The following is a 21,935-nucleotide window of genomic DNA, read 5'->3' on the forward strand; positions in this document are numbered from 1 at the left end:
GGGGGGGTAAGGGGGTTCTGGCGACCCGGTCCGAAACCGAGACTTGAGTCATGACGATCGAAGCGGCGATCACGCCATCCGTTGGGCCGGCCACCAAGGCGACAGGGAGCGATTTCGCTCAACTGTCCCGAAGGATTGCCCAGGACGGTCTCCTGGACCGGCGCCCCCTCTACTACAGCGTTCGGTTCGGCATCGTGGGTCTCTCGTGCCTGGCCGGCGGGGTGGCGTTCTTCGCCCTGGGGGACAGCTGGCTCCAACTGATCCTCGCGGCCGCGATGGCCGTCCTTTTCGGTCAGCTCGCCCTGGTTTTCCATGATCTGGCGCACCGTCAGGTGTTTTCGCGGCGTCGTCCCAGCGAGATCGGCGGACTGATCACGTCCAATGTCTTCGTGGGGATGAGCTACGGGTGGTGGATGAACAAGCACACCCGCCACCACGTGAACCCCAACCACGAGGAGAAGGACCCGGACGTCGCCCCGGACATCCTGGTGTGGTCGAAGCGGCAGGCGCGAGCGGCGAAGGGGCTGCCCAGGTTCATCGGGCGCCACCAGGCCCATCTCTTCATCCCGCTGCTGACGCTGGAGGGTCTCAACCTCAGCTTCAACAGCTTCAAGTCGCTGAGCAGCCCGACGATGAAGCGCCCGTGGCTCGAAGGCGCCCTGCTTGTCGCACACTTCGTCATTTACTTCGGCGCACTGTTCACCGTTCTTTCCCCGGGCAAGGCAATTGCCTTCATCGCGGTCCACCAGGGGCTGTTCGGTATTTACCTCGGATGCATCTTCGCTCCCAACCACAAGGGAATGGCGATGATTACCGATGAGGACCAGCTCGACTTCCTGCGCCGCCAGGTACTCACCTCGCGAAATGTGAAGGGCAGCCCCTTCATGGACATCGCCATGGGCGGCCTCAACTACCAGATCGAGCACCACCTCTTCCCCAACATGCCGACTCCGGCCCTCAAGCACGCCCAGGTCATCACCGAGGCCTACTGCGCGGAGATCGGCGTGCCCTATCACCAGACCGGCTGGATCGCCTCCCAGGCCGAGGCGCTCGGGCACCTGCGGCGGGTGGGCGAGCCCATCCGCGAGAAGCACTGAGCACAGAGCGCCTGAACCCCTGAATCCGGGGGTTCCAACAGGCCCGGCACCGCCACCCGTTCCCGCGCGTGACCATCCCGCGCGGGAAAGATCCGGAGGGCGGTGCCGGGCCTGATCGGTTCTCCGTACGGATAGTGCGCGGGCAGGCCAATTCGCCCTGCCGTGGCTGTGGCTCCCCGATCGGATGGGGATTGTGCGATAAGCCCCACCGGCCTGTGGATAAAGTTGTCCACAGGGTTGGCGGAGCAAGTGCTGTCCGCGAGAACGTCTTGCCATGAACAAGCACCAGGAATCCACCGGCCCTTCCGCGAACTCTTCCATCGGCGACCAGATCACCCTCCGAGGCCCCGCGGAGCTCGCCGACGCCCTGCCGTACCTGATGGGCTTCCACCCGACCGACAGCGTGGTGATGGTCGCGCTGCACGGCCGCCGCGGCCGGTTCGGTGGGCGGCTGAGGCTCGGAATCCCGCGCTCGCCGAAGGAATGGCAGCCCGTCGCGGACCAGCTCGCCGACTGCCTGGTGACCGGGAGCGAGCGGCGTGGCGCCCGGCCCGACGGCATCGTCATCTTCCTCTGCCAGGACCCGGCGGCGGGGAAGTCGGGACAGCAGACCATGGAGCTGCTGCGCCCCTTCGCACAGCGGCTGCGCACCGCCTGCGGCGCGCTCGACGTCCCCGTGCTCGAAGCGCTGTGCATCTCCGACGGCAGGTACTGGTCCTACTGCTGCCCCGACGCCCGGTGCTGCCCGCCCGGGGGCAGCGTGCTGGCCCTGCCCGGCACCTCGGTCATGGCGGCGGCCGCCGCCTACGCAGGCATCCAAGTGCGCGGATCACTGCGGGAGATGGAGACGCGGCTGATGGCCCGGCCGGGCCCTGAGGACGGGGAGCAGGTGCGGGCCCTGGACGTGGCCGGGCTCACCCTGGTGCCCCGGATTCTGAACGGGGACGAGCGCGAGCAGGTCGCGGCCGAGACCCTGGACCTGGCCCGGATGCTCATGGAGCGGCTGAGGGAGAGCGGGCCGCCGCCGGAGGAGCGGCCCGGCACGGACGCCGGGGACGACGCCCTCATCGCCCCGGACGAGGCTGCCGCGCTCATCGTGGGGCTCCAGGACCGGGAGACCAGGGACCTGGCGGCCCAATGGATGGAGGGCCCGTACGCGCAGCCGGCGCTGCGGCTCTGGCGGGCGCTCGCCCGCCGCTGCGTCGGCCCGTACGAGACCCATGCCGCCGCACCGCTCACCCTCGCCGGCTGGGTCGCCTGGTCGACCGGCGACGAGCCCGGCGCGAGGGTCGCGCTCGGGCTGGCCCTGCAGGCCGACCCCGACTACCACTTCGCTCAACTCCTGCACCAGGCCTGCAACGAGGGCATCGACCCGGAGGCGCTGCGCCGCTGCCTGCGCCAGGAGCAGGCGGCTCACGGGACGACCGGGCCCCGGGCGCCGCGCGAGCGGCCGGGGCAACGCCACCCCGTGTCACCGGGGGGTGGCCGGGCCGCCGCGCGGCGCTCCAGGGGAGACCGGGCCGGGGTGAACGTCCTGAAGGCACGCCCCGGTGCGGTCGGCGCGCGTGGCCGGGTGCGCCGACGCGACGGGCGGCGGGGGAGCAGGAGCGGTCGATGACAGCCGTGACCCGGTCGCCCGTGCGGACGTTCACCGGTGTGGTCGTGCCACCACCCCGCGCCGCCCTGGCCGGCGCGGCCGTCCCGAGCACAGAGGAGGCACCGTATGGCCGTCCTGGTCCCGCCCCCTGCCGGCGGCCGAAGGCCCCTTCCAGGCAGAGACCCAGCAGCGCTGCCGCCCGGCGAGCTGCCCTCTGTCCATGCCCTGCTGATCTGCGCCGACCTGCCGGGACTTGCCATCTCGGCGGAGCACGGACAGCTCACGGGCCGGGGACTCGAAGGCTTTTACCAATCGGGCCGCAGGCTCCTCTCCCGGTGCGAGCTGCGGGTGGCCGGCCGCGATCCGGTCGCCCTGCAGGGCAGGTTGCTCTCGTCCGACCGAGCCCGGTTCCTGGCCGTGGTGCGTACGCCTGCCTGTGTGGGGCCGGACCCCGACATCGGGGTGGAGCGCCTCCGGCACGCCGACGGCACCGAGCGGATCACCCTGCGCAGCTCGGCGGGGCGCCCCCTGCGGTTGCGTGTGGAGATCGCCCTCGGTACGGACCTCGCCGACCTGGGCGCCGTCGCGGCGGGCCGCGCCGGGCCCGAACTGCCCGCCGGCGTCCATGGCTCGGGGCTGCGCTGGTCGGTGCCCGGAGCCCATTGCCAGGTCGTCGCCGACCCGCCGCCCGAGGATGCCCTGGCCTCCGCCGGGCTGCTGCGCTGGGAGCTGGAGCTGCTGCCGGGGGCCTCGCGCACCATCGAGCTCCTCGTCCGGACCGACCGCGTCGTACGGCCGCCGTCGAAGGCCGGGGCGGGGCCGCTCTCCGCGGCGACGGCGGAAGGGGACGACCCCCGGGTGCGCGAGCTGCTGCGCACCGGCCTCGACGATCTGCGGGCACTGCTGGTGCGCGACCCGGACCACCCCGCCGACGTGTATCCGGCGGCAGGGGTGCCCTGGCGCTGTGGGCTCGCGCCCGCCGAGGCGCTGTGGGCGGCGCGGATGACGCTGCCGCTCGGCACCCGGCTCGCCGTGACCACGCTGCGGACCCTCGCCCGTACCCAGCTCATGGGAGCGGGGCCCGACCGCGGGCGCATCCCGGGCCCCTTCAGGGACGCGGGCCGCCATCTCCCGCCGAGCTGCACCGGCGTCGAGGCGACCCTCGCCTTTCCCGTGGTGCTCGCGGAGGCGCGGCGCTGGGGGATGGCCGAGCAGGACCTGGTGGAGCTGCTGCCGGTGGCCGAGCGTTGTCTGCACTGGCTGCGCGGCGCCGCCGGGGACGACGGGATTCTGCGGGACCGGGGCTCCGCGGGGCTGCGGCGCGGTGAGACACAGGCGCACGCCCACCGCGCCGCGCTTCTCGGCGCCGACCTGCTGGCGGGGTGCGGCCGGGAGGGGGCCGAAGGGTGGCGCGAGTGGGCCGGTGCGCTGCGCCGCAGCTTCCGGCGGGACTTCTGGCTCGACGATCGCGCGGGCGGCCGTCCGGCAGCCGCCCGCACCGCCGACGGCCGGTTCGTGCCGCACCTCGGGGCCGGGGCCGCGCATCTCCTGGACACCGGCCTGCTGGGCGCCGGGCAGCTCGCACCCGGGCTGCTGGACAGGGTGCGGACCGAGCAGCTGGCGAGGCTGCTGGGCAGCCCCGCGCTGGACTCGGGGTGGGGGCTGCGCAGCCTCGGAGTCAAGGAGCCCGGGCACAATCCGTTCGGTCACCGAGGCGGATCGGTTCGCGTCCACGAGACGGCCGTCGCCGTGGCGGGGCTGGCCGCGGCCGGATACGAGAAGGAGGCGACCTCGTTGCTGCGGGGCGTCCTGGACGCCGCGGAATCCTTTGGCCACCGGCTGCCCGAGATGTACGGGGGTGAGCAGCGCACCGGGGGCAGCGCGCCGGTGCCGCACCCCGCCGCCTGCCGGCCGGCGGCGGTGGCTGCCGCCGCCGGGATCCATCTGATCACCACGCTCGCAGGCATCCGCCCCGACGCCCCCGCGGGCACCGTCGCGCTGTCCCCGATGCGCTGTGCCCCGCTCGGCGCCGTCCGGCTCGCCGGGCTGCGCGTCGCCGGGGAGCCCTTCGCCGTACGGATCAGCAGGCTGGGTCTCGGCATGGTCGAGGAAGCCGCCGCCAACCTTCAACTGGGAGTCTGAAGATGAGGCCCGACAGCCACTCCGACAGCCACTCCGGCAGGCTTTCCGCCAGGCAGTCCGACGCACATCCGGAGGGCAGGGCCACCGTCGGCCGCGCACCTGGCAGAGGGACTGTTTATCGTCAGGCAGACGACTATGATCGCGGCATGTCGCCCTACGACCCGTCGGCCTTTCCTCCCTTCGCCGTCACAGTGGACCTGGTCGTGCTCACCGTCCGCCGGCACGCGCTCTGCGCACTGGTCGTACGCCGCGGCGAGCAGCCGTACCAGGGCCGGTGGGCGCTGCCCGGTGGATTCGTCCGGGTGGACGAGGGGCTCGGGGTGGCGGCGGCCCGCGAGCTCGTCGAGGAGACCGGGCTGTGCGCGCATGAGCCGGGGACGCCCTCCATCGGGAACGGGGCGCACCTCGAACAGCTCGGCACGTACGGAGACCCCGGGCGCGACCCCCGCATGCGGGTGGTCAGCGTGGCTCATCTGGCACTCGCCCCCGACCTCCCCGCGCCCCGGGCGGGCGGCGACGCGAACAGCGCCCGCTGGGCCCCGGTCGACGCCCTGCTCAGCAAGGACGGCGGATTCGACCGCGAGGACGAACAGCCCGCCCCTCTCGCCTTCGACCACGCGCAGATCCTCGCGGACGGTGTGGAACGCGCCAGGTCCAAGATCGAGTACTCCTCGCTCGCCACCGCGTTCTGCCCGCCGGAGTTCACCGTCGGCGAGCTGCGCCGGGTGTACGAGGCCGTGTGGGGCGTCGTCCTCGACCCCCGGAACTTCCACCGCAAGGTCACCGGCACCCCCGGATTCCTCGTCCCGTCGGGCGGGACCACGACCCGGCAGGGCGGGCGGCCCGCGCAGTTGTTCAGAGCCGGTGGCGCGCCACTGCTCAATCCGCCGATGCTGCGCCCCGAGGTTTGATCGGACCCGCGATCCCGGACATGGCCATTGGCGATGACGGTGGTGACGGCGATGACGATGATGCGGCCACCGGTGTGGGCGACGTCTGACACCCGTGGTTTCTATGATCCACCACAAGTCGGATATATCGCGTTATCTTGCTGCGGTACGTGCCCTGCCGCCGAGCGGTCTCACCTACCGCGGGAGAAGCGATGCTCCAGGCCATCGGACTCACCAGTTTCCCCCGCCGACAAGCCCCCCCGGCCGTGGACGATCTGACCTTCGAGGCCGGATCGGGCCAGGTCACGGCCCTCCTCGGAGCCGCTGGCTCCGGCAAGACCACGGCGCTGCGGCTGATGCTCGAACTCGAACCCGGCCGTGGCGTCACCTATCTGCGCGGCCGGCCCCTGCACCAGGTCGCCCACCCCGCCCGCGAGGTCGGGGTGCTGCTCGGGGATGTCCCGGGCCACCCGGCGCGCACCGCACGCGGCCAACTCCGGATGCTCTGCGCCGCAGCCGGAGTGCCCGCCGCCCGCGCCGACGACATGCTCGAACTGGTCGGCCTGGCCGGTCTCGGTGACCAGCGCCTCGGCATGTTCTCGCTCGGCATGGACCGCCGGCTCGGCCTCGCCTCGGCCCTGCTGGGAGACCCCCACACGCTGCTGCTCGACGAGCCCGCCGAAGGTCTGTCCCCGCGCGAGAACAGTTGGCTGCACGGCCTGCTGCGCGGCCACGCGGCCCAAGGCGGCACCGTGCTCTACACCACGAGCGATGCCAAGGAGGCCGCCCGTACCGCCGACCGGGTGGTCACCATCGAGGGCGGCCGGCTCGTGGCGGACCAGGAGGCGGCCGAGTTCGCCCGCACCCGCCTGCGCCCCCGGGTCGCCGTGCGAACACCGCACGCGGCCCGCCTAGGCGCCCTCGTCAGCAAGGAGGCCCGCGCCGCCCAGCGCTCCGTCGAGGTGGTCGCCGAGGACGGCAACCACCTCTCCGTCTACGGCAGCGACTGCGCGCGGATCGGCGAGACCGCCTTCCGGCACGGCATCCTGGTCCATCAGCTCGCCGACGAGATCGGCGACACCGGCCGGCCCCCCGACGTGAAACCGCCCCGCGCCCCCGCCGGCGCGCGGATGCCCGCCACAGCTCCCGGGCCGCCCCTGTCGCGCCTCCACCCGGCCCGCAGCCCCCTACGCCCCGTGCGCTACGAACTGCGTCGCCTCCTGGGCACCAGGACGACCTTCCTGATCGTGGCGGCCGTGCTCGCTGTCTCGGCCACCCTCTCCGTGCTGCTCGCACGCACAGTGGGCACCCCGCTGCCGAGCATGCTCGCCGCCTGGCCGGACATCCTGCCGCTGCCGCCCGCCGCGTTCGGCGCCGGCCTGCTCGGCGCCCTCGCCTTCGGCGACGAGTTCCGCTACCCGGCCCTCGCGTCGGCCCGTGGCACGGTTCCTCGTCGCCTCGGCCTGCTCCTGGCCAAACTGGCCGTCTCCGCCGCCACCGCGCTGCTCCTGGCGCTCCTGGTCGCGGTGGCCGACGCCGAGGCCCTCCATCTCCTGTACGGGAGCGACTTGCTGCGGGTCCCGGAAAAGTGGCCCTCGCTGGTGGCCAGTTGGGGCGGTCTCGCGGTGGGCTGCGCCTGGGCCGGTTTGCTGGGCGCCGGGGTCTTCCGCGCCACGGCCGCGGGAGTGGCCGCGGTGCTCGCAGTCCCGGTCGTCGTCGCTCCCGCCGTGCAGAAGCTGGTCGTGGGCCCGTCCGCGCGTTCGGTCGCCGGGCTGCCGGGCAGGCTGCGCGAACTGGTGTGGCTGGAATGGCCGTACGAACTCGACCGATGGCTGGTGGCGACCATGCGACTCATGGCTCAACCGGTCGGTGCGGCGTTGGCGTTGTCACTCTGTGCCCTGCTCTGCGCATATCTGTTCACGGGCCTCCGTCGCAGAGTTCGTTGGTGACCGGCTGCCAATCGATGGGTGCCGCATCGCCCGTAACTCCCTGGAGAACACCCATTTCTTTCCGATAAGGCGTCAATTGTGAGGGGTGCGGCGATCACCCTTTCGTGTGCTTTTCACCAAAGACCTCAAGGGTCGCGGGAGTCACGCCGACAAAGGTTCCGTGAGTACCCTTGCGCACACCATGATGACCGCCGCCCGCACCGCCGAGTCCGGCCTCGCGGCCCCGGGTGAACTCGACCGATATTCCTACCCGCAGGCGCCCGGCGCCGACCGCGTGGGCCTGCCCTCCTGGGGCGGCGACTCGGACCTGGGCCGGGCCGGCCGCCGTTCCGCGGGCAGCCGCGGCCGTGGACTCCACGGCCAACTCGTCCAGCAGCTCGGACAGATGATCGTATCCGGCGACCTCGGCGCCGACCGCCCCCTCGTGCCCGAGGAGATCGGCCAGCGCTTCGAGGTCTCCCGTACCGTCGTACGCGAGTCCCTGCGCGTCCTTGAGGCCAAGGGCCTGGTCAGCGCCCGCCCCAACGTCGGCACCCGGGTCCGCCCGGTCTGCGACTGGAACCTGCTCGACCCCGACATCATCGAATGGCGGGCCTTCGGTCCGCAGCGCGACGACCAGCGTCGCGAACTGAGCGAGCTCCGCTGGACGATCGAGCCGCTCGCCGCGCGTCTCGCCGCCGGTCACGGCCGCGAGGACGTCCAGCAGCGTCTCCGTGACATGGTGGAGATCATGGGCCATGCCCTCGCTCAGGGTGACACCCTCACGTTCTCGCGGGCGGACGCCGAATTCCACTCCCTACTCATCCAGCTCGCGGGCAACCGGATGCTGGAGCACCTCTCCGGCATTGTCTCCGCCGCCCTTCAGGTGTCCGGCGGCCCCGTGACCGGGTGTGACCGTCCCACCGAGGGCGCGCTCGTGCACCACTCCCGCATCATCGACGCCATCGCGGCGGGCGACGCCGTGGCCGCCGAGACCGCGATGCGTCAACTGCTCACCGTTCACCCGGAGGTGGACCGCGTGGTCCCCGCGCCGCGCGAGCACTGACAACGGCCCGCAGCCAGGGTGGCTGCCTTGCGGCCCTGCCGCGCCGATCAACCCCGTGTCGCCGGATCCCGTCGGGTCCGGCGACACGACTGTGGGGGTGGCGCGGAGTGAAATCCCCACGGTTCCGCCTTGCGGCGCAAGGGGTGTGACTCGGGCCACGAAGATTGGGCGTAACACTCCCCGGAACTGTGCGATGACCTAAGAGGTGGCAGCCGAGGAGGAATACAGCCGTCGTTCCCGGCGCTGTGAAAAGTCCGAGGTTCAACCCGCGCCGTCGGTACATCCGCAGCCGACGGTCGTCGGCGGTGGCCCGTACCCGGGGCGAAGCCGGAAGCCGTTTCCATCGTTCCGAGAGGTTGTTCGTGTCGGCCAGCACATCCCGTACCCTCCCGTCGGAGATCGCCGGGTCCGAATCTGTGATGGCGCTCATCGAGCGGGGAAAGGCTGATGGGCAGATCGCCGGCGACGACGTGCGTCAGGCCTTCTTGGCCGACCGGATCCCGCCGGTCCAGTGGAAGAACGTTTTGCGCAGCCTCAACCAGATCCTCGAGGAAGAGGGTGTGACGCTGATGGTCACCGCCGCGGAGCCGCCGAAGCCCCCTCGTAAGAGCGTGGCGGCGAAGAGCCCGGTCAAGCGCACCGCGACCCAGTCCGTCGCGGCCAAGGCGCCCTCCGCGAAGACGGTATCGGCCGCGGCGCTTCCGGCCGCGGAGATGGTGGACGCGGTGGCCGACGAGACGGGCGAGGTCGGGGCCGGCGAGGCCGTGGCGCCCGCACCGGCGAAGAAGGCGGCCGCAAAGAAGATGGTGTCGAAGAAGACCGCCGCGAAGAAGACCGCGGTCAGGAAGACGGCGGCGAAGAAGACGGCGGGCAAGGGCGACGACGACGCGGACGGCGACGACGGCGCAGAGGAGACCACCCCCGCCAAGGCAGGTGCCGAGGAGGAGGAAGAGGGCGGAGAGGCCAAGGGCTTCGTCCTGTCCGACGAGGACGAGGACGACGCACCCGCGCAGCAGGTCGCCGTCGCGGGCGCCACCGCCGACCCCGTCAAGGACTACCTCAAGCAGATCGGCAAGGTCCCCCTCCTCAACGCCGAGCAGGAGGTGGAGCTCGCCAAGCGCATCGAGGCGGGCCTGTTCGCCGAGGACAAGCTGGCCAACAGCGACAAGCTGGCGCCCAAGCTCAAGCGCGAGCTGGAGATCATCGCCCTGGACGGTGGCCGCGCGAAGAACCACCTCCTGGAGGCCAACCTCCGTCTGGTGGTCTCGCTGGCCAAGCGCTACACCGGCCGCGGCATGCTCTTCCTGGACCTCATCCAGGAGGGCAACCTCGGTCTGATCCGCGCGGTGGAGAAGTTCGACTACACCAAGGGCTACAAGTTTTCCACGTACGCGACCTGGTGGATCCGGCAGGCGATCACTCGCGCGATGGCCGACCAGGCCCGCACCATCCGTATCCCGGTGCACATGGTCGAGGTCATCAACAAGCTGGCGCGCGTGCAGCGCCAGATGCTCCAGGACCTGGGCCGCGAGCCCACCCCGGAGGAGCTCGCCAAGGAGCTCGACATGACCCCCGAGAAGGTCATCGAGGTCCAGAAGTACGGCCGCGAGCCCATCTCCCTGCACACCCCCCTGGGCGAGGACGGCGACAGCGAGTTCGGTGACCTCATCGAGGACTCCGAAGCCGTCGTGCCGGCCGACGCGGTCAGCTTCACGCTCCTGCAGGAGCAGCTGCACTCGGTCCTCGACACCCTCTCCGAGCGCGAGGCAGGTGTCGTGTCGATGCGATTCGGCCTTACCGACGGGCAGCCCAAGACGCTGGACGAGATCGGCAAGGTCTACGGGGTGACGCGCGAGCGCATCCGCCAGATCGAGTCCAAGACCATGTCCAAGCTCCGCCACCCGTCGCGCTCGCAGGTCCTGCGCGACTACCTCGACTAGAAGAGCGCGCGACCGCCTCGGGCCGGGGGCCCGGAGACCCGTACGAGGGACTCCGGGCCCCCGGTTCTTGTGTGCGCGGGTGCGGCCCGGCCCTGTTCGGATGACTCTGGGTGTGCCAGGTACAGCAGAGAGTCAGGAGGCGGTATGTGTCGCTCTTATGCCCGATCGCTGGTGGGGGTGGTGGCGCTGACGGCCGCGGCCACCGTGGCACCGCAGGTCTCGGTCGCTCCCGCCGCTGCCGACAGCGTGGTGATCGGCGGTCAGCCGGTAGAGATCTCGAAGACCCCGTGGGTGGTGGCGGTGGCCAGCCGTGACCGGTTCGGGGGTACCCGGGCGGGCCAGTTCTGCGGTGGAGTGCTGGTGGCGCCGGACAAGGTGGTGACGGCGGCGCACTGCGTGAGCCAGGACGTGCTCGGCGTACCTCTGGGCCGGATGTCGGACCTGAAGGTGATCGCCGGGCGCAGCGACCTGCGGGAGGCCGATGGCAAGGAGATCCCGGTGAGCGCCGTACGGGTCAATCCGGAGTACAACGCCTCGACGAACTCGGGCGACGTCGCGGTGCTGACGCTGTCCAGTGCCCGGCCCGCGGACGACGCCATCGCGATCGCGGGGAAGACGGACACGGCGTACGAGTCCGGCACGCTCGCCGCGGTCTACGGCTGGGGCGATACGACTGGGGGCGGCGCGTATCCGTACGCGCTGCGGGCGGCGCCGGTGGGCGTGCTGCCGGACGCGGCCTGCGAGCGGGCCTATCCGGGGTTTACGAACGGCAGGTACACGGCGGCCACCATGCTGTGCGCCGGGGACCCGGCCGGGGGCCACGACGCGTGCCAGGGGGACAGCGGGGGACCGCTGGTCGTCGGCGGACGGCTGATCGGGCTGGTGTCCTGGGGGAGCGGCTGTGGCCAGGCCCGGAACCCCGGGGTGTACACACGGATGTCGGCCGTGAGCCCCCAGCTCTGGGGCACCACGGGCTGATTACGCTTGCAGCGTACGACAAAGGACGGCCTTCCCTGCACACTCAGGGGGCCGTCCTTTGAACGCTCAGTGACCGGTCCGTTGCTCGTCGTGGTGGCGAGGCGTCAGTGTTCCTCGTCTTCTGTGGACGCGGGCGCGGCGGTCAGCCGGTCCGATTCGTCCTGTATTTCAGCGGCGATCTTCTTGAGTTCCGGCTCGAACTTGCGACCGTGGTGGGCGCAGAAGAGCAGTTCGCCGCCGCTGGCCAGGACAACGCGCAGGTAGGCCTGGGCGCCGCAGCGGTCGCATCGGTCAGCGGCCGTCAGGGGGCTCGCGGGGGTCAGAACAGTAGTCACGTCGCCTCTTCTCTAGCTCGACGAGCTGTCGTACCAGGGTCAACATCCAACCAGGCCGAAAACGTTCCCGCTCGTGGCTTTTCCTTGAAAGTTCTTCCGAGGTGGCTGTCAGTTGCCGGTCAGCGGCGAAGGAGCCGTATTGCGTCGCTTTACGGTTTCGCGTCGATTGTTGGGGTTTGACCTCCCGGCTGGCTTGCCGGTTGTTGATGAGGACGTGCCCGGAGCCTAAATGGTTCATGCGTAGATGGGAACGTGATGTGTGCGTCACCCCTTTGAGGGATCGAACATGCATACGACTCTGGACTAGCATGAGTTTTTCCTGAGGGTGGCGTTGCACCGGCTCTACCAGGCCTCGGTACCCTCTGACCGGTGACCGACGCCGGACCCGTACCCCATCGGGGCCCATTTCAAATTCAGCGAGGAGCGAACCGCGTGACCGCCGATACGTCCGTGCCGTCCACTGCGCTACTGACCGGTGCAGACCGAGACGGCTCCAACTACACCGCGCGGCACCTTCTCGTACTCGAGGGGCTAGAGGCGGTCCGTAAGCGCCCCGGCATGTACATCGGGTCCACCGACAGCCGCGGCCTGCTGCACTGCCTCTGGGAGATCATCGACAACTCCGTCGACGAGGCCCTGGGCGGCTACTGCGACCACATCGAGGTCATCCTCCACGACGACGACTCCGTGGAGGTCAGGGACAACGGCCGCGGCATTCCGGTCGACATCGAGCCCAAGACGGGCCTGGCCGGGGTCGAGGTCGTCATGACCAAGCTGCACGCCGGCGGCAAATTCGGCGGCGGCTCGTACGCGGCCTCCGGCGGCCTGCACGGCGTGGGCGCCTCCGTCGTCAACGCCCTCTCCGCCCGTCTCGACGTCGAGGTCGACCGCAGCAGCGCGACGCACACCATCAGCTTCCGGCGCGGTGTCCCGGGCATCTTCACCGAGTCCGGTCCAGGCGCCCCCTTCGACCCGGCCAACGGGCCCCTCAGGGGCAAGAAGATTCCCAAGAACCGCACCGGCACCCGGGTGCGCTACTGGGCCGACCGGCAGATCTTCCTCAAGGACGCCAAGCTCAACCTGGAAACGCTCCACCAGCGGGCCCGCCAGACGGCCTTCCTGGTGCCCGGCCTGACCCTCGTCGTACGCGACGAGCGCGCCCTGGACGGCGAGGGCAAGAGCGAGGAGACCTTCCGCTTCGACGGCGGCATCAGCGAGTTCTGCGAGTACCTCGCGCAGGACAAGGCCGTCTGCGACGTGCAGCGGCTGACCGGGACGGGCATCTTCAAGGAGACCGTGCCGGTCCTCGACGACCGCGGCCACATGACCGCCACCGAGGTCACCCGCGAGCTGGGCGTGGACATCGCGCTGCGCTGGGGCACGGGCTACGACACCACCGTCAGGTCCTTCGTCAACATCATCGCCACCCCTAAGGGCGGCACCCACATCTCCGGCTTCGAGCGGTCCCTGACCAAGACCGTCAACGAGACGCTGCGCTCCGCCAAGCTGCTGCGCGTCGCCGAGGACGACGTCGTCAAGGACGACGCCATGGAGGGCCTCACCGCGGTCGTCACGGTCCGCCTCGCCGAGCCGCAGTTCGAGGGTCAGACCAAGGAGGTCCTCGGCACGTCGGCGGCCACCCGGATCGTCGCGGCTGTCGTCGCCAAGGAGCTCAAGACCTTCCTGACCTCGACCAAGCGCGACGACAAGCAGCAGTCACGGTCGGTCATGGAGAAGGTCGTCGCCGCGGCGCGGACCCGCATCGCGGCCCGCCAGCACAAGGACGCGCAGCGCCGTAAGACCGCGCTGGAGACCTCGTCGCTGCCCGCGAAGCTGGCCGACTGCCGCAGCGACGACGTGGAGCGCAGCGAGCTCTTCATCGTTGAGGGCGACTCCGCGCTCGGTACCGCCAAGCTCGCCAGGAACTCCGAGTTCCAGGCCCTGCTGCCGATCCGCGGCAAGATCCTCAACGTCCAGAAGTCCTCGGTCTCGGACATGCTCAAGAACGCCGAGTGCGGTGCGATCATCCAGGTCATAGGAGCCGGGTCAGGGCGGACCTTCGACCTCGACGCCGCCCGGTACGGCAAGATCGTCCTGCTCGTGGACGCCGATGTGGACGGCGCGCACATCCGCTGCCTGCTGCTCACGCTCTTCCAGCGCTACATGCGGCCGATGGTGCAGGCGGGCCGGGTCTTCGCCGCCGTACCGCCGCTGCACCGGATCGAGCTGGTCCAGCCCAAGAAGGGCCAGGACAAGTACGTCTACACGTACTCGGACAGCGAGCTGCGCCAGACACTCCTGGAGTACACACGCAAGGGCGTGCGCTACAAGGACTCCATCCAGCGCTACAAGGGACTCGGTGAGATGGACGCCGACCAGCTCGCCGAGACCACCATGGACCCGCGCCACCGCACCCTGCGCCGGATCAACATCGGGGACCTCGACTCCTCCGAGCAGGTCTTCGATCTGCTGATGGGCAACGAGGTCGCGCCCCGCAAGGAGTTCATCACCAGCTCGGCGGCGACGCTCGACCGCTCGCGCATCGACGCCTGAGCCCATCGGGTCCCGGCGCTCGACCCGCCGGGACCCGATGCCTGCCCCGTCACCTAATGGAGTGAAGACATCGGATTGAAGAGTCCGGGATCTTCCCACTCTGTCCATCCTTGGGCGCGCGGCCAATCCGGCCGCGGACAAGGAGAGTTGTCTCGGTGGAGAAGCACGTAGGGCGCGATGCCGCGGCGGTGCGGTTCGATGACCCCTGGTACGACGCGCTCGCCTCGGGGTGGGGCGAACTGGACGGTACGGGTGCTCCGGCCCAGGTCTCGCCGCCCGCCGCCGACGTCACGGGCAGCGCGCACGGTCACAGCGCGGCCGAGATCTATCTGGAGGTGCAGGCCAGCGCCGCCTTCCAGGAAGTACGCAGCCGCTACCGGCGGTTCGTCGTCCCGGCCACTCTCGCCTTCTTCACCTGGTACCTCGCCTACGTCGTCGTGGCGACCACCGCCCACGGCCTGATGGCCCGCCCGGTCTTCGGCGCGGTGAACGTCGCGATGCTCGCCGGACTCGGCCAGTTCCTCACCACCTTCCTGCTGACCTGGGCGTACGTACGCCATGCACGGCTGCGCAGGGACCGGGCCGCGCTCGATCTGCGCTGGAACACCCAGGAGATGACGCGGGGGGCCCAGCGGTGACCGGCGATCACCAGACCCTGGCGCTGCTGCTGTTCAGCGCGTTCATCGCGGCGACCCTGGCGATCACGACCTGGGCGAGCCGCAACCGGCACGGCTCGGCGGAGGAGTTCTACGCGGGCGGCCGGCTCTTCTCTCCCATGGAGAACGGTTTCGCCATCGCCGGCGACTACATGTCCGCCGCCTCCTTCCTCGGCATCTCCGGACTGATCGCCCTGTTCGGTTACGACGGCATGCTCTACTCCGTCGGCTTCCTCGTCGCCTGGCTGGTCGTCCTGCTGCTCGTCGCCGAACTCGTCCGCAACTGCGGCCGGTTCACCCTCGCCGACGTCGTCGCCTCGCGCATGAGCGAGCGGCCGGTGCGGATCGCTTCGGGAACCGCCTCCGTCACCGTGTCCGTTCTCTATCTGGTGGCGCAGATGGTCGGCGCCGGCAGCCTGGTCGCGCTGCTGCTCGGCGGCAGCAGTGCTGCGGCGCGCACCTGGACGGTCATCGGCGTGGGCGCGCTGATGGTGATCTACGTGTCGCTGGGAGGGATGCGGGCCACCACCTGGATCCAGATCGTCAAGGCCGTGCTCCTGATGGCGGGTGCCGTCACGCTCACCGTGCTCGTCATGGTGCGCTTCCACGGTGACTTCAACCAGCTGCTCGTCTCCGCCGCCGATCGCAGCGGCCACGGCAAGGACTTCCTCGCGCCCGGCCTCAAGTACGGCGGGGGCTGGATCGCCCGCTTCGACTTCATCAGCCTCGGACTCGCGCTCGTCCTCGGCACGGCGGGCCTGCCGCACATCCTGACCCGGTTCTACACCGTGCCGACGGCGCGCGCCGCCCGCCGTTCGGTCGTCTGGTCCATCGGCCTCATCGGCAGCTTCTACCTGATGACGATCGTGCTCGGGTTCGGCGCGGCGGCGATCGTCGGCTCCGACGCCGTACGCACGTCGAACGCCGCGGGGAACACGGCGGTTCCGCTGCTCGCCCTCGACCTGGGCGGCGGCGCGGGCTCCACCGGCGGAACGGTTCTCTTCGCCGTGGTCGCCGCCATCGCCTTCGCGACGATCCTCGCGGTCGTGGCGGGCATCACGCTCGCCTCCTCCGCGTCCGTGGCGCACGACCTGTACGCCTCGCTCAGACGCAAACACGCCAAGCAGCGCAGCGAGGTCGCGGTGGCCCGTACCGCCGCTGCCGGGATCGGAGCCGTGGCCATCGGGCTTGGCCTGCTCGCCCGCGACCTCAACGTCGCCTTCCTGGTCGGCCTCGCCTTCGCGGTGGCGGCATCGGCCAATCTGCCGGTGCTGCTCTACTCGCTGTTCTGGCGCGACTTCACCACCCGCGGCGCGGTCTGGTCGGTGTACGGCGGCCTGATCCCGGCGGTGCTGCTCGTGCTGGTCTCGCCGGTCGTTTCCGGCGCACCCGGAGCGCTCTTCCCGGGAGTCGACTTCCAGGTGTTCCCGCTGGAGAACCCGGGGATCGTCTCCATCCCGCTGGGCTTCCTCGCGGGCTGGCTCGGCACGGTCCTGTCGTCGGAATCGCCGGACCGGGCCAAGCACGCGGAGACGGAGGTCCGTTCGCTGACGGGCGCGGGGGCGGTGTGAGGGGGTGTATGTGACGCGTGGGGGGACCGGCCGGGCCACTTAGGGCTTGTCCGGCGGGTCGGGGCCGGACAACCCTCAGGGCTGGCGCCCGCCGGGGTCGTCGGACGAGCCGGTGGCGAGCAGGGCCTCGATCAGCGCGTCGACGTCGAGCCGCCCGGCCTCCCGCTTGGGCGGTACGGCCGTGAAGGAGTGGGCGAGGAAGTGCCGCAGGCCGCGCCGGTCAAGCTCCACCAGCGCGTAGCCCTGCGGCGCGAACAGCTTCACCGCCACCCACCGATCGTCGTGCGGCCACACCTGCACGTCGCCGGCCCCGGCGGGCACGTGCAGCCCCGTCGCCAACAGGCTTCGGGCGAAAGCCCAGTTCACCGGAGTGCCGTCGCAGGACACGACAGCGGGGAACGACAGGTGGACGGCAAGCGGATCGTCGCAGTCGTACGTCAGCGAGACGGACACGTCGCGCCGGACGGCGAGGCGTTCGGCGCAGAGACGGGCCGGGATTTGGTGGGTCATGCCGGGGTGCAAGGGACTCTCCTTCTCTTCGTACGAGCCCCCGCCCGTATCGCCGCACACAGGTACACCTGATCGGCCCGGACCTCCTGCGGGCTTGGGCCGGTCCCGCGCGTGTGGGCGGCAGCCACACCCGTCGCAGGGCCGGACCTGGGCCGCATCACCGGGTGCGCCTGGTGCGATGGCCGCGTACCCGGAATCGGACGCTGAACGCCAACTGCTCGGTCCCGGCGGCCGTGCGCGCGGCGCGCAGCGGCTCGCCGGTGAGCCCGGCCAGCACCGTGGCCGGATCGGCCCCCGGCTCCAGGAGTACGGCCAGGGCCAGCCGGGAGCGCCCGCGACGGGTGTTCCCCGACAGGCGTACGTGCGCCCGCGCCACCCCCGCGACCGCCTCGGCGTCGGCGCGCACGGCCCGGGTCAGCGCCCGCGTGCTCAGGTGAAGGGCGGGCCGGGGCAGCGCCAGTCGGCGGGGGCTGGGGGCAGGGGCCTGTGCCACCAGCCAGCAGAGCAGTCCCACCATGACCCCGCTCAGCACGGCCAGGGTGACCGGCGCGTCCCAGTCGGGTGCGCCGGGCCGCAGCCCCTCGCCGGGCCTGGGCCACCAGGAGGCATCGGTGGCCCAGGGGTCGGGAGAACCCGGTCCCCCGGTCAGGCCGGTGACGGACAGCCAGAGACCGCCGCCCAGCACGGCGATGCCGAGGAGCGCCGCCAGTACCCGGTTGGCGCTGTCACGCAGGGGCTTGGTGCGCCCCGTTCGGCTCATGGCTTTCGGTGGCTTCCTGAAGTTCCTGGGCTTCATCGTGCGGTCCCGTCTCCTTCGCTTCCTGACCGGCGCCGGTGGCGTCGGGTGCGCGCCAGTTCCGGTCCCGGACGACCCGGACCCGCAACCGCCCCGGCCGGGTGCTGCCCAGCCCGAGCAGCGCCGCGTCCAGCCGTGCGGTCGCCGCTGTGCGTACGTCGGCCGGATCGCCGAACGCCACCGTGACGCGCGCGCCGACCCGCATCCCGCGACGTACCCGGACCCGCGCCGCGGTGACCCCGGGCACGTCGAGCGCGGCGTCCCGCAGGAGGCGCTGCGCACCGCCGCGGTCGAGGTCGGCCCGTACGTCCGGCGACCCCGTGGCCATCGGCAGCCGACGCCGGGCACCCGGTGCCACGGCGACCACGATCAGCCACACGCCCAGCAGCGCGACACAGGCCCCCGCGGCCGTCACCCGGGCTCCGGTGTAACCGGTGTCCGCGAGGCGGTCCAGGACCCCTTCCTGCAGCCTTACGGCCGTATCGCCGCCGGACGTCAGGGCGTCGAACAGGAGAGCGCCGCACAGAGCGGCCCCCGCCAGCGCCAGGAGCGCGGCCGGAAGCCGCCGGGCCGACCATGCCCGCCGCCGGGCGCGGGGCGCGGCCGGTTGTTCGGTCGGTCCGTCCGGCGCCGGGGCGGCACCCTGCCGGGGGATGTCCGCCCCGGGACGCAGCCGGGTGATCCCGACCGCCGTCGTGGACACCGTCAGGCCGGTCAACTCGGCCGTCCGGGCTGCCACATGGTCCCGCACCCGGGACCCGAGCTCCGTGGCGTCCACCGGATAGCTCATTGCGATGTCCAGCGAGACGCGGGCGGAGGCGCCGCGGCGGACCACCGCGGCGCGCTCTGTCGTGCCGCCCCGCCCGAGGCTCTCCTCGGCGGCGCGCGCGACGACACGCCGTACCGCCCGGTCCGCGATCACGGTCGCGCCACGGTCGGCGGCCCGACCGGCCGACGCACCCGCCTCGTCGTGCTCCGCCTGTTCCATCAGCGCCTCCGGTCCGCGATGCCATCCAGAATCCGCCGCAGCTCGGGCCCGTCCATGCCCTGGTCCAGCGCCCGGCCGATCGCGAATCCGATCCCGCCGAGCGCCGCGACCAGCAAGAACGCCCCGAAGCCGCCGAACCAGGCGGCGAAGGCCAGCGCCATGCCGACGAGCAGCCCCAGCTGCCCTCCACCCATCCGCGTGCGGTCCTTCACTCCACGCGGGCTTCGGCGCCTGTGCTGCTGTCGTCGGACTCCTCGGGCAGGTGCACGTCGTCGACGGAGATGTTCACCTCGACGACCTCGAGCCCCGTGGTCCGCTCCACGGCGGAGATCACGTTCTCCCGTACGTCACGCGCGACATCCATGATCGGTACGCCGTACTCGACGACCAGGTCGATGTCGATGGCGGTCTGGCGCTCGCCGACCTCCACCTTGACCCCGCGGCCCACGTTGGGGCGCCCGCCCGGCACGCGGTCGCGCACCGCGCCGAAGGTGCGCGACAGGCCGCCGCCCATGTCGTGCACGCCCGGTACCTCACGCGCCGCCATGCCCGCGATCTTCACCACGACGACATCGGCGATCGAGGTCTTGCCGCGCGTCCCCGCGGGCTCGGCCGCGCCGGTCGCGCCGGTCCCGACGGTGGTGGTGTGCCCGGCGTCCGTGCCCTTGCGCGGAGTGGAGGCGCTGACCGAGCCGACGGAGGCTGTGTTCGTTGTCATCGGTTTCCCTCTCGGAGTTCCCGGCATGTCTGCCCTGTCACTTCGTTGGACACGGCGGGCGGCGAAGTGTCACGCGGATCCGCCGACTTCCTGCCGGGCAGGTTCGTCATACCGGGTGCGTGACACAACCGCCGCCGCCGTGTCCAAGCAGCGGAAGACACCGGAACGCGCCATGGTGGGCGCGCACCCGGAAACGCGGGAGCGTCGTAGTGCGGGAACGCAGCAACGCAGGAATCGAGAGGAGCCGCCGAGTGCCCGGGGACGGGGTTGAACCGCCACAGCGCACGCACGACCGGTCCGGGGCGGACGACGAGGACGCCCTGCTGGCCGTGCGCGCCCGAGAGGGCGACGAAGAGGCATTCGAAGTGCTCGTACGACGGCACGGGCCGGTGCTGCTGCAACTCGGCGTCCGTATGCTCGGTGACCGGGCGGAGGCGGAGGACGCCGTGCAGGACGCCTTCGTCAGTGCCTGGCGCCGGCTGCCCGAGTACCGGGGCGAAGCGGCCTTCCGTACCTGGATGTACCGCATCGTCACCAACCGCTGTCTGAACCTGCTGCGCACGCGGCGGCCGGTGGCGGACCTCGACGCCGTCGCGGAGCAGGCCACTCCGGAGCACACCGGCTCACCCGCGCGTGCGGCCGAGGCGGGCGCGGCCCTGGAGGAACTGTCGGTCGCGCTGGCGCGGCTGTCGCCGGAGCAGCGGGCGTGCTGGGTGCTGCGCGAGTTGCACGGCCTGCCCTACGACGACATCGCGGAGGCGGTCGGGATCAGCCATCAGGCTGTTCGCGGCCGGATTTTCCGCGCACGGCGCTATCTGATGGAGGCGATGGGCGCATGGCGATGAACGCGACCCCCGTGCCGCCCGACGGCATGCCGCACGACCCGGAACAGGGCCCGTCCGTCGATTCGGCGGACGACGAGGTGCTGCCGTGCGGCCGTTCCCTGGCCGATGTCTGGGACGACCGGCTGTCCGACGACCCGGCCGACGGCCACCCGGCCCACTGCCCGCACTGCGCCGCCGCGCTGGCCGAGCTGCGCGTGCTGGACGACTTCGTCGGCCGGGCCCGTTCGACGGACGCGGATCTGCCCGACGCGGAGGTGGTCACCGCGCGTGTGATGGACATCGTCCGCCTGGAACTGAGGCCCGGTCGCACGCTTCCCCTGGGGGAGCCCGACGAGGACAGCTGGGTCTTCGAATCCGCCGCGGCCAAGGCCTTCCGCGCCGCCGCGGACTCGCTGCCGGGTGTACGGGCCGGCAGCTGCCGCGTCGCCCCGGTCGGCGCGGCGGCCCGCGTGGAGGTGGCGGTCGCGGTCGCCCTGACCTGGAATCTGCAGGACGCGTCGGACGCGGTACGCGGCCGGATCTTCGCCGCGGCGAGTGACGTGCTCGGCATGCCGCTGCGATCCGTCGACGTACTCGTGACCGACATCCTCGACGAGGAGCCGGAGCGGGCCGGCGGGTACGAGCGGAGCGGCCGGGGCGAAGCGAACGAGCAGGACGGAAGCGAGCGATGACAACAGCGCATCCCACTCGGACCTATCTCGAACGCCTCGCCGCAGCCGCGGCCCTCGGCGTCCCCGGTGTCGCGTACCTGCGCCCCGGCCTCGCGGACCTCCTGCGCGGCTCCCCGGCGCAGCGGCAGGGAGGCTCGGGCGGCGTACGGGCCAGGGCCACCGACGATCCCCCGGCCTGGCGCATCGAGGTGCATCTCGCGGTCGTACGCGGGCACCGCGCCCTGGACGTCACCCGGGCGGTCCGCGCGGCGGTGGAAGCCGCGACCACCCGGGCGGCGACGGGGCGGCCCGCCGTGGTCTCGGTGACCGTGACGGGTGTCGTCTGACGGAGCCGGACCGCCGGGCGCCATCGCCCCGGCCGCCGGGGCGATGGCGCCCCGCGGCGGGTCCGGACTCCGGCCGATCGGCCCCGAGCGCTCGGCACGACGGGGTGATGGCGCCCCGGGCCCTGCGGCCGTCCTCACCTGCCGGCGGGGCCGGCTCCGGTCCGCGGGTGTCCGTGCGCGCCGCTGACCCGAGCGCTCGGCGCGCGCCCGCGTTCTCGACCCCCGGGGGCGCGCGCCCCCGGTGCTCCCAGCGCCCAGGGCACGCGCCCTTGCGCCCCAGCGTGGTGGCGTGTGCCCGGGGCGTAAGGGCTGAGCCGCGCGCCCCCGG

20 protein-coding genes are annotated in these 21,935 nt (G+C 71.7%); 14 read left to right on the top strand and 6 right to left on the bottom strand.

The features are described from left to right. The first annotated feature begins 50 nt into the window (after positions 1 to 50). The 8 genes from ACLLJJ_RS31860 to ACLLJJ_RS31895 all read left to right on the top strand — a co-directional run bounded on the left by ACLLJJ_RS31860 (position 51) and on the right by ACLLJJ_RS31895 (position 11,638). Entirely contained in the window at positions 51 to 1,097 is a 1,047-nt protein-coding gene (locus tag ACLLJJ_RS31860; protein WP_434597536.1) for a fatty acid desaturase family protein, read from the top strand. A 274-nt stretch (positions 1,098 to 1,371) separates the two neighbouring features. Then, positions 1,372 to 2,715, top strand: coding sequence for a DUF4192 domain-containing protein (locus ACLLJJ_RS31865; protein ID WP_434597538.1), 1,344 nt, complete (start codon positions 1,372 to 1,374; stop codon positions 2,713 to 2,715). A 105-nt stretch (positions 2,716 to 2,820) separates the two neighbouring features. Next, on the top strand, positions 2,821 to 4,836 hold the full coding sequence (locus ACLLJJ_RS31870) for a glycogen debranching N-terminal domain-containing protein (protein ID WP_434597540.1): 2,016 nt from the start codon (positions 2,821 to 2,823) through the stop codon (positions 4,834 to 4,836). A 146-nt stretch (positions 4,837 to 4,982) separates the two neighbouring features. Next, entirely contained in the window at positions 4,983 to 5,747 is a 765-nt protein-coding gene (locus ACLLJJ_RS31875; RefSeq protein WP_434597542.1) for an NUDIX hydrolase, read from the top strand. Positions 5,748 to 5,938: 191 nt separating this feature from the next. Further along, a complete protein-coding gene (locus tag ACLLJJ_RS31880; RefSeq protein ID WP_434597544.1) occupies positions 5,939 to 7,675 on the top strand; it encodes an ATP-binding cassette domain-containing protein in 1,737 nt (578 codons plus the stop codon). Between the two features lie 160 nt (positions 7,676 to 7,835). Then, on the top strand, positions 7,836 to 8,720 hold the full coding sequence (locus ACLLJJ_RS31885) for a FadR/GntR family transcriptional regulator (protein ID WP_434597546.1): 885 nt from the start codon (positions 7,836 to 7,838) through the stop codon (positions 8,718 to 8,720). 362 nt (positions 8,721 to 9,082) lie between these two features. Further along, a complete protein-coding gene (locus tag ACLLJJ_RS31890; protein ID WP_434597548.1) occupies positions 9,083 to 10,660 on the top strand; it encodes an RNA polymerase sigma factor in 1,578 nt (525 codons plus the stop codon). 144 nt (positions 10,661 to 10,804) lie between these two features. Further along, complete coding sequence (locus ACLLJJ_RS31895) at positions 10,805 to 11,638, top strand: serine protease (RefSeq protein WP_434597550.1); 834 nt, start codon at positions 10,805 to 10,807, stop codon at positions 11,636 to 11,638. Positions 11,639 to 11,742: 104 nt separating this feature from the next. Here the strand turns inward: ACLLJJ_RS31895 and ACLLJJ_RS31900 are convergent, their stop codons facing one another. Then, positions 11,743 to 11,973: a DUF7455 domain-containing protein gene (locus ACLLJJ_RS31900; RefSeq protein WP_434597552.1), complete on the bottom strand. Its 231-nt coding sequence runs from the start codon at positions 11,971 to 11,973 to the stop codon at positions 11,743 to 11,745. A 432-nt stretch (positions 11,974 to 12,405) separates the two neighbouring features. On the opposite strand from ACLLJJ_RS31900, the gene ACLLJJ_RS31905 reads away from it, so the two are divergent. From ACLLJJ_RS31905 to ACLLJJ_RS31915, 3 genes are all read left to right on the top strand, one after another. Further along, on the top strand, positions 12,406 to 14,526 hold the full coding sequence (locus ACLLJJ_RS31905; protein ID WP_434597554.1) for a DNA gyrase/topoisomerase IV subunit B: 2,121 nt from the start codon (positions 12,406 to 12,408) through the stop codon (positions 14,524 to 14,526). 155 nt (positions 14,527 to 14,681) lie between these two features. After that, positions 14,682 to 15,164 carry a DUF485 domain-containing protein gene (locus ACLLJJ_RS31910; RefSeq protein WP_434597556.1) on the top strand — a complete coding sequence of 161 codons (483 nt, stop codon included), beginning with the start codon at positions 14,682 to 14,684 and terminating at the stop codon, positions 15,162 to 15,164. Continuing rightward, entirely contained in the window at positions 15,161 to 16,753 is a 1,593-nt protein-coding gene (locus ACLLJJ_RS31915; protein ID WP_434597558.1) for a solute symporter family protein, read from the top strand. The genes ACLLJJ_RS31910 and ACLLJJ_RS31915 overlap by 4 nt, the downstream gene beginning before the upstream one ends. Positions 16,754 to 16,828: 75 nt before the next feature. Here ACLLJJ_RS31915 and ACLLJJ_RS31920 read toward each other — a convergent pair whose 3' ends face one another. The 5 genes from ACLLJJ_RS31920 to ACLLJJ_RS31940 all read right to left on the bottom strand — a co-directional run bounded on the left by ACLLJJ_RS31920 (position 16,829) and on the right by ACLLJJ_RS31940 (position 19,765). Then, positions 16,829 to 17,263 carry an SsgA family sporulation/cell division regulator gene (locus tag ACLLJJ_RS31920; RefSeq protein WP_434597560.1) on the bottom strand — a complete coding sequence of 145 codons (435 nt, stop codon included), beginning with the start codon at positions 17,261 to 17,263 and terminating at the stop codon, positions 16,829 to 16,831. A gap of 157 nt (positions 17,264 to 17,420) precedes the next feature. Beyond that, positions 17,421 to 18,023 carry a hypothetical protein gene (locus tag ACLLJJ_RS31925; protein WP_434597562.1) on the bottom strand — a complete coding sequence of 201 codons (603 nt, stop codon included), beginning with the start codon at positions 18,021 to 18,023 and terminating at the stop codon, positions 17,421 to 17,423. Then, on the bottom strand, positions 17,989 to 19,047 hold the full coding sequence (locus tag ACLLJJ_RS31930) for a DUF6286 domain-containing protein (protein ID WP_434597564.1): 1,059 nt from the start codon (positions 19,045 to 19,047) through the stop codon (positions 17,989 to 17,991). The genes ACLLJJ_RS31925 and ACLLJJ_RS31930 overlap by 35 nt, the downstream gene beginning before the upstream one ends. Beyond that, positions 19,047 to 19,241, bottom strand: coding sequence for a hypothetical protein (locus tag ACLLJJ_RS31935; RefSeq protein WP_434597566.1), 195 nt, complete (start codon positions 19,239 to 19,241; stop codon positions 19,047 to 19,049). The genes ACLLJJ_RS31930 and ACLLJJ_RS31935 overlap by 1 nt, the downstream gene beginning before the upstream one ends. A gap of 14 nt (positions 19,242 to 19,255) precedes the next feature. Continuing rightward, the gene (locus ACLLJJ_RS31940) at positions 19,256 to 19,765 is read right to left on the bottom strand and encodes an Asp23/Gls24 family envelope stress response protein (RefSeq protein ID WP_434597568.1); all 510 of its coding nucleotides are present in this window, start codon (positions 19,763 to 19,765) and stop codon (positions 19,256 to 19,258) included. 251 nt (positions 19,766 to 20,016) lie between these two features. On the opposite strand from ACLLJJ_RS31940, the gene ACLLJJ_RS31945 reads away from it, so the two are divergent. The 3 genes from ACLLJJ_RS31945 to ACLLJJ_RS31955 are packed head-to-tail and all read left to right on the top strand — an operon-like array spanning position 20,017 to position 21,607. Next, a complete protein-coding gene (locus tag ACLLJJ_RS31945) occupies positions 20,017 to 20,610 on the top strand; it encodes an RNA polymerase sigma factor (RefSeq protein ID WP_434597570.1) in 594 nt (197 codons plus the stop codon). Continuing rightward, a complete protein-coding gene (locus ACLLJJ_RS31950) occupies positions 20,601 to 21,281 on the top strand; it encodes a hypothetical protein (RefSeq protein WP_434597572.1) in 681 nt (226 codons plus the stop codon). Before ACLLJJ_RS31945 ends, ACLLJJ_RS31950 begins: the two co-directional genes overlap by 10 nt. Continuing rightward, entirely contained in the window at positions 21,278 to 21,607 is a 330-nt protein-coding gene (locus ACLLJJ_RS31955; RefSeq protein WP_434597574.1) for an Asp23/Gls24 family envelope stress response protein, read from the top strand. The genes ACLLJJ_RS31950 and ACLLJJ_RS31955 overlap by 4 nt, the downstream gene beginning before the upstream one ends. The last annotated feature ends 328 nt before the right edge of the window (positions 21,608 to 21,935 follow it).

The sequence above is a fragment of the Streptomyces sp. A5-4 genome (assembly GCF_051131715.1).
In the GTDB taxonomy this organism is placed as follows: Bacteria; Actinomycetota; Actinomycetes; order Streptomycetales; family Streptomycetaceae; genus Streptomyces.

Excerpts from the sequence above, each read along its gene's own strand:
- ACLLJJ_RS31860 (WP_434597536.1), top strand. The coding sequence starts at position 51 with ATGACGATCGAAGCGGCGATCACGCCATCCGTTGGGCCGGCCACCAAG.
- ACLLJJ_RS31865 (WP_434597538.1), top strand. The coding sequence starts at position 1,372 with ATGAACAAGCACCAGGAATCCACCGGCCCTTCCGCGAACTCTTCCATC.
- ACLLJJ_RS31870 (WP_434597540.1), top strand. The coding sequence starts at position 2,821 with ATGGCCGTCCTGGTCCCGCCCCCTGCCGGCGGCCGAAGGCCCCTTCCA.
- ACLLJJ_RS31875 (WP_434597542.1), top strand. The coding sequence starts at position 4,983 with ATGTCGCCCTACGACCCGTCGGCCTTTCCTCCCTTCGCCGTCACAGTG.
- ACLLJJ_RS31880 (WP_434597544.1), top strand. The coding sequence starts at position 5,939 with ATGCTCCAGGCCATCGGACTCACCAGTTTCCCCCGCCGACAAGCCCCC.
- ACLLJJ_RS31895 (WP_434597550.1), top strand. The coding sequence starts at position 10,805 with ATGTGTCGCTCTTATGCCCGATCGCTGGTGGGGGTGGTGGCGCTGACG.
- ACLLJJ_RS31920 (WP_434597560.1), bottom strand. The coding sequence starts at position 17,263 with ATGACCCACCAAATCCCGGCCCGTCTCTGCGCCGAACGCCTCGCCGTC.
- ACLLJJ_RS31925 (WP_434597562.1), bottom strand. The coding sequence starts at position 18,023 with ATGAGCCGAACGGGGCGCACCAAGCCCCTGCGTGACAGCGCCAACCGG.
- ACLLJJ_RS31930 (WP_434597564.1), bottom strand. The coding sequence starts at position 19,047 with ATGGAACAGGCGGAGCACGACGAGGCGGGTGCGTCGGCCGGTCGGGCC.
- ACLLJJ_RS31935 (WP_434597566.1), bottom strand. The coding sequence starts at position 19,241 with ATGGGTGGAGGGCAGCTGGGGCTGCTCGTCGGCATGGCGCTGGCCTTC.
- ACLLJJ_RS31940 (WP_434597568.1), bottom strand. The coding sequence starts at position 19,765 with ATGACAACGAACACAGCCTCCGTCGGCTCGGTCAGCGCCTCCACTCCG.
- ACLLJJ_RS31950 (WP_434597572.1), top strand. The coding sequence starts at position 20,601 with ATGGCGATGAACGCGACCCCCGTGCCGCCCGACGGCATGCCGCACGAC.
- ACLLJJ_RS31955 (WP_434597574.1), top strand. The coding sequence starts at position 21,278 with ATGACAACAGCGCATCCCACTCGGACCTATCTCGAACGCCTCGCCGCA.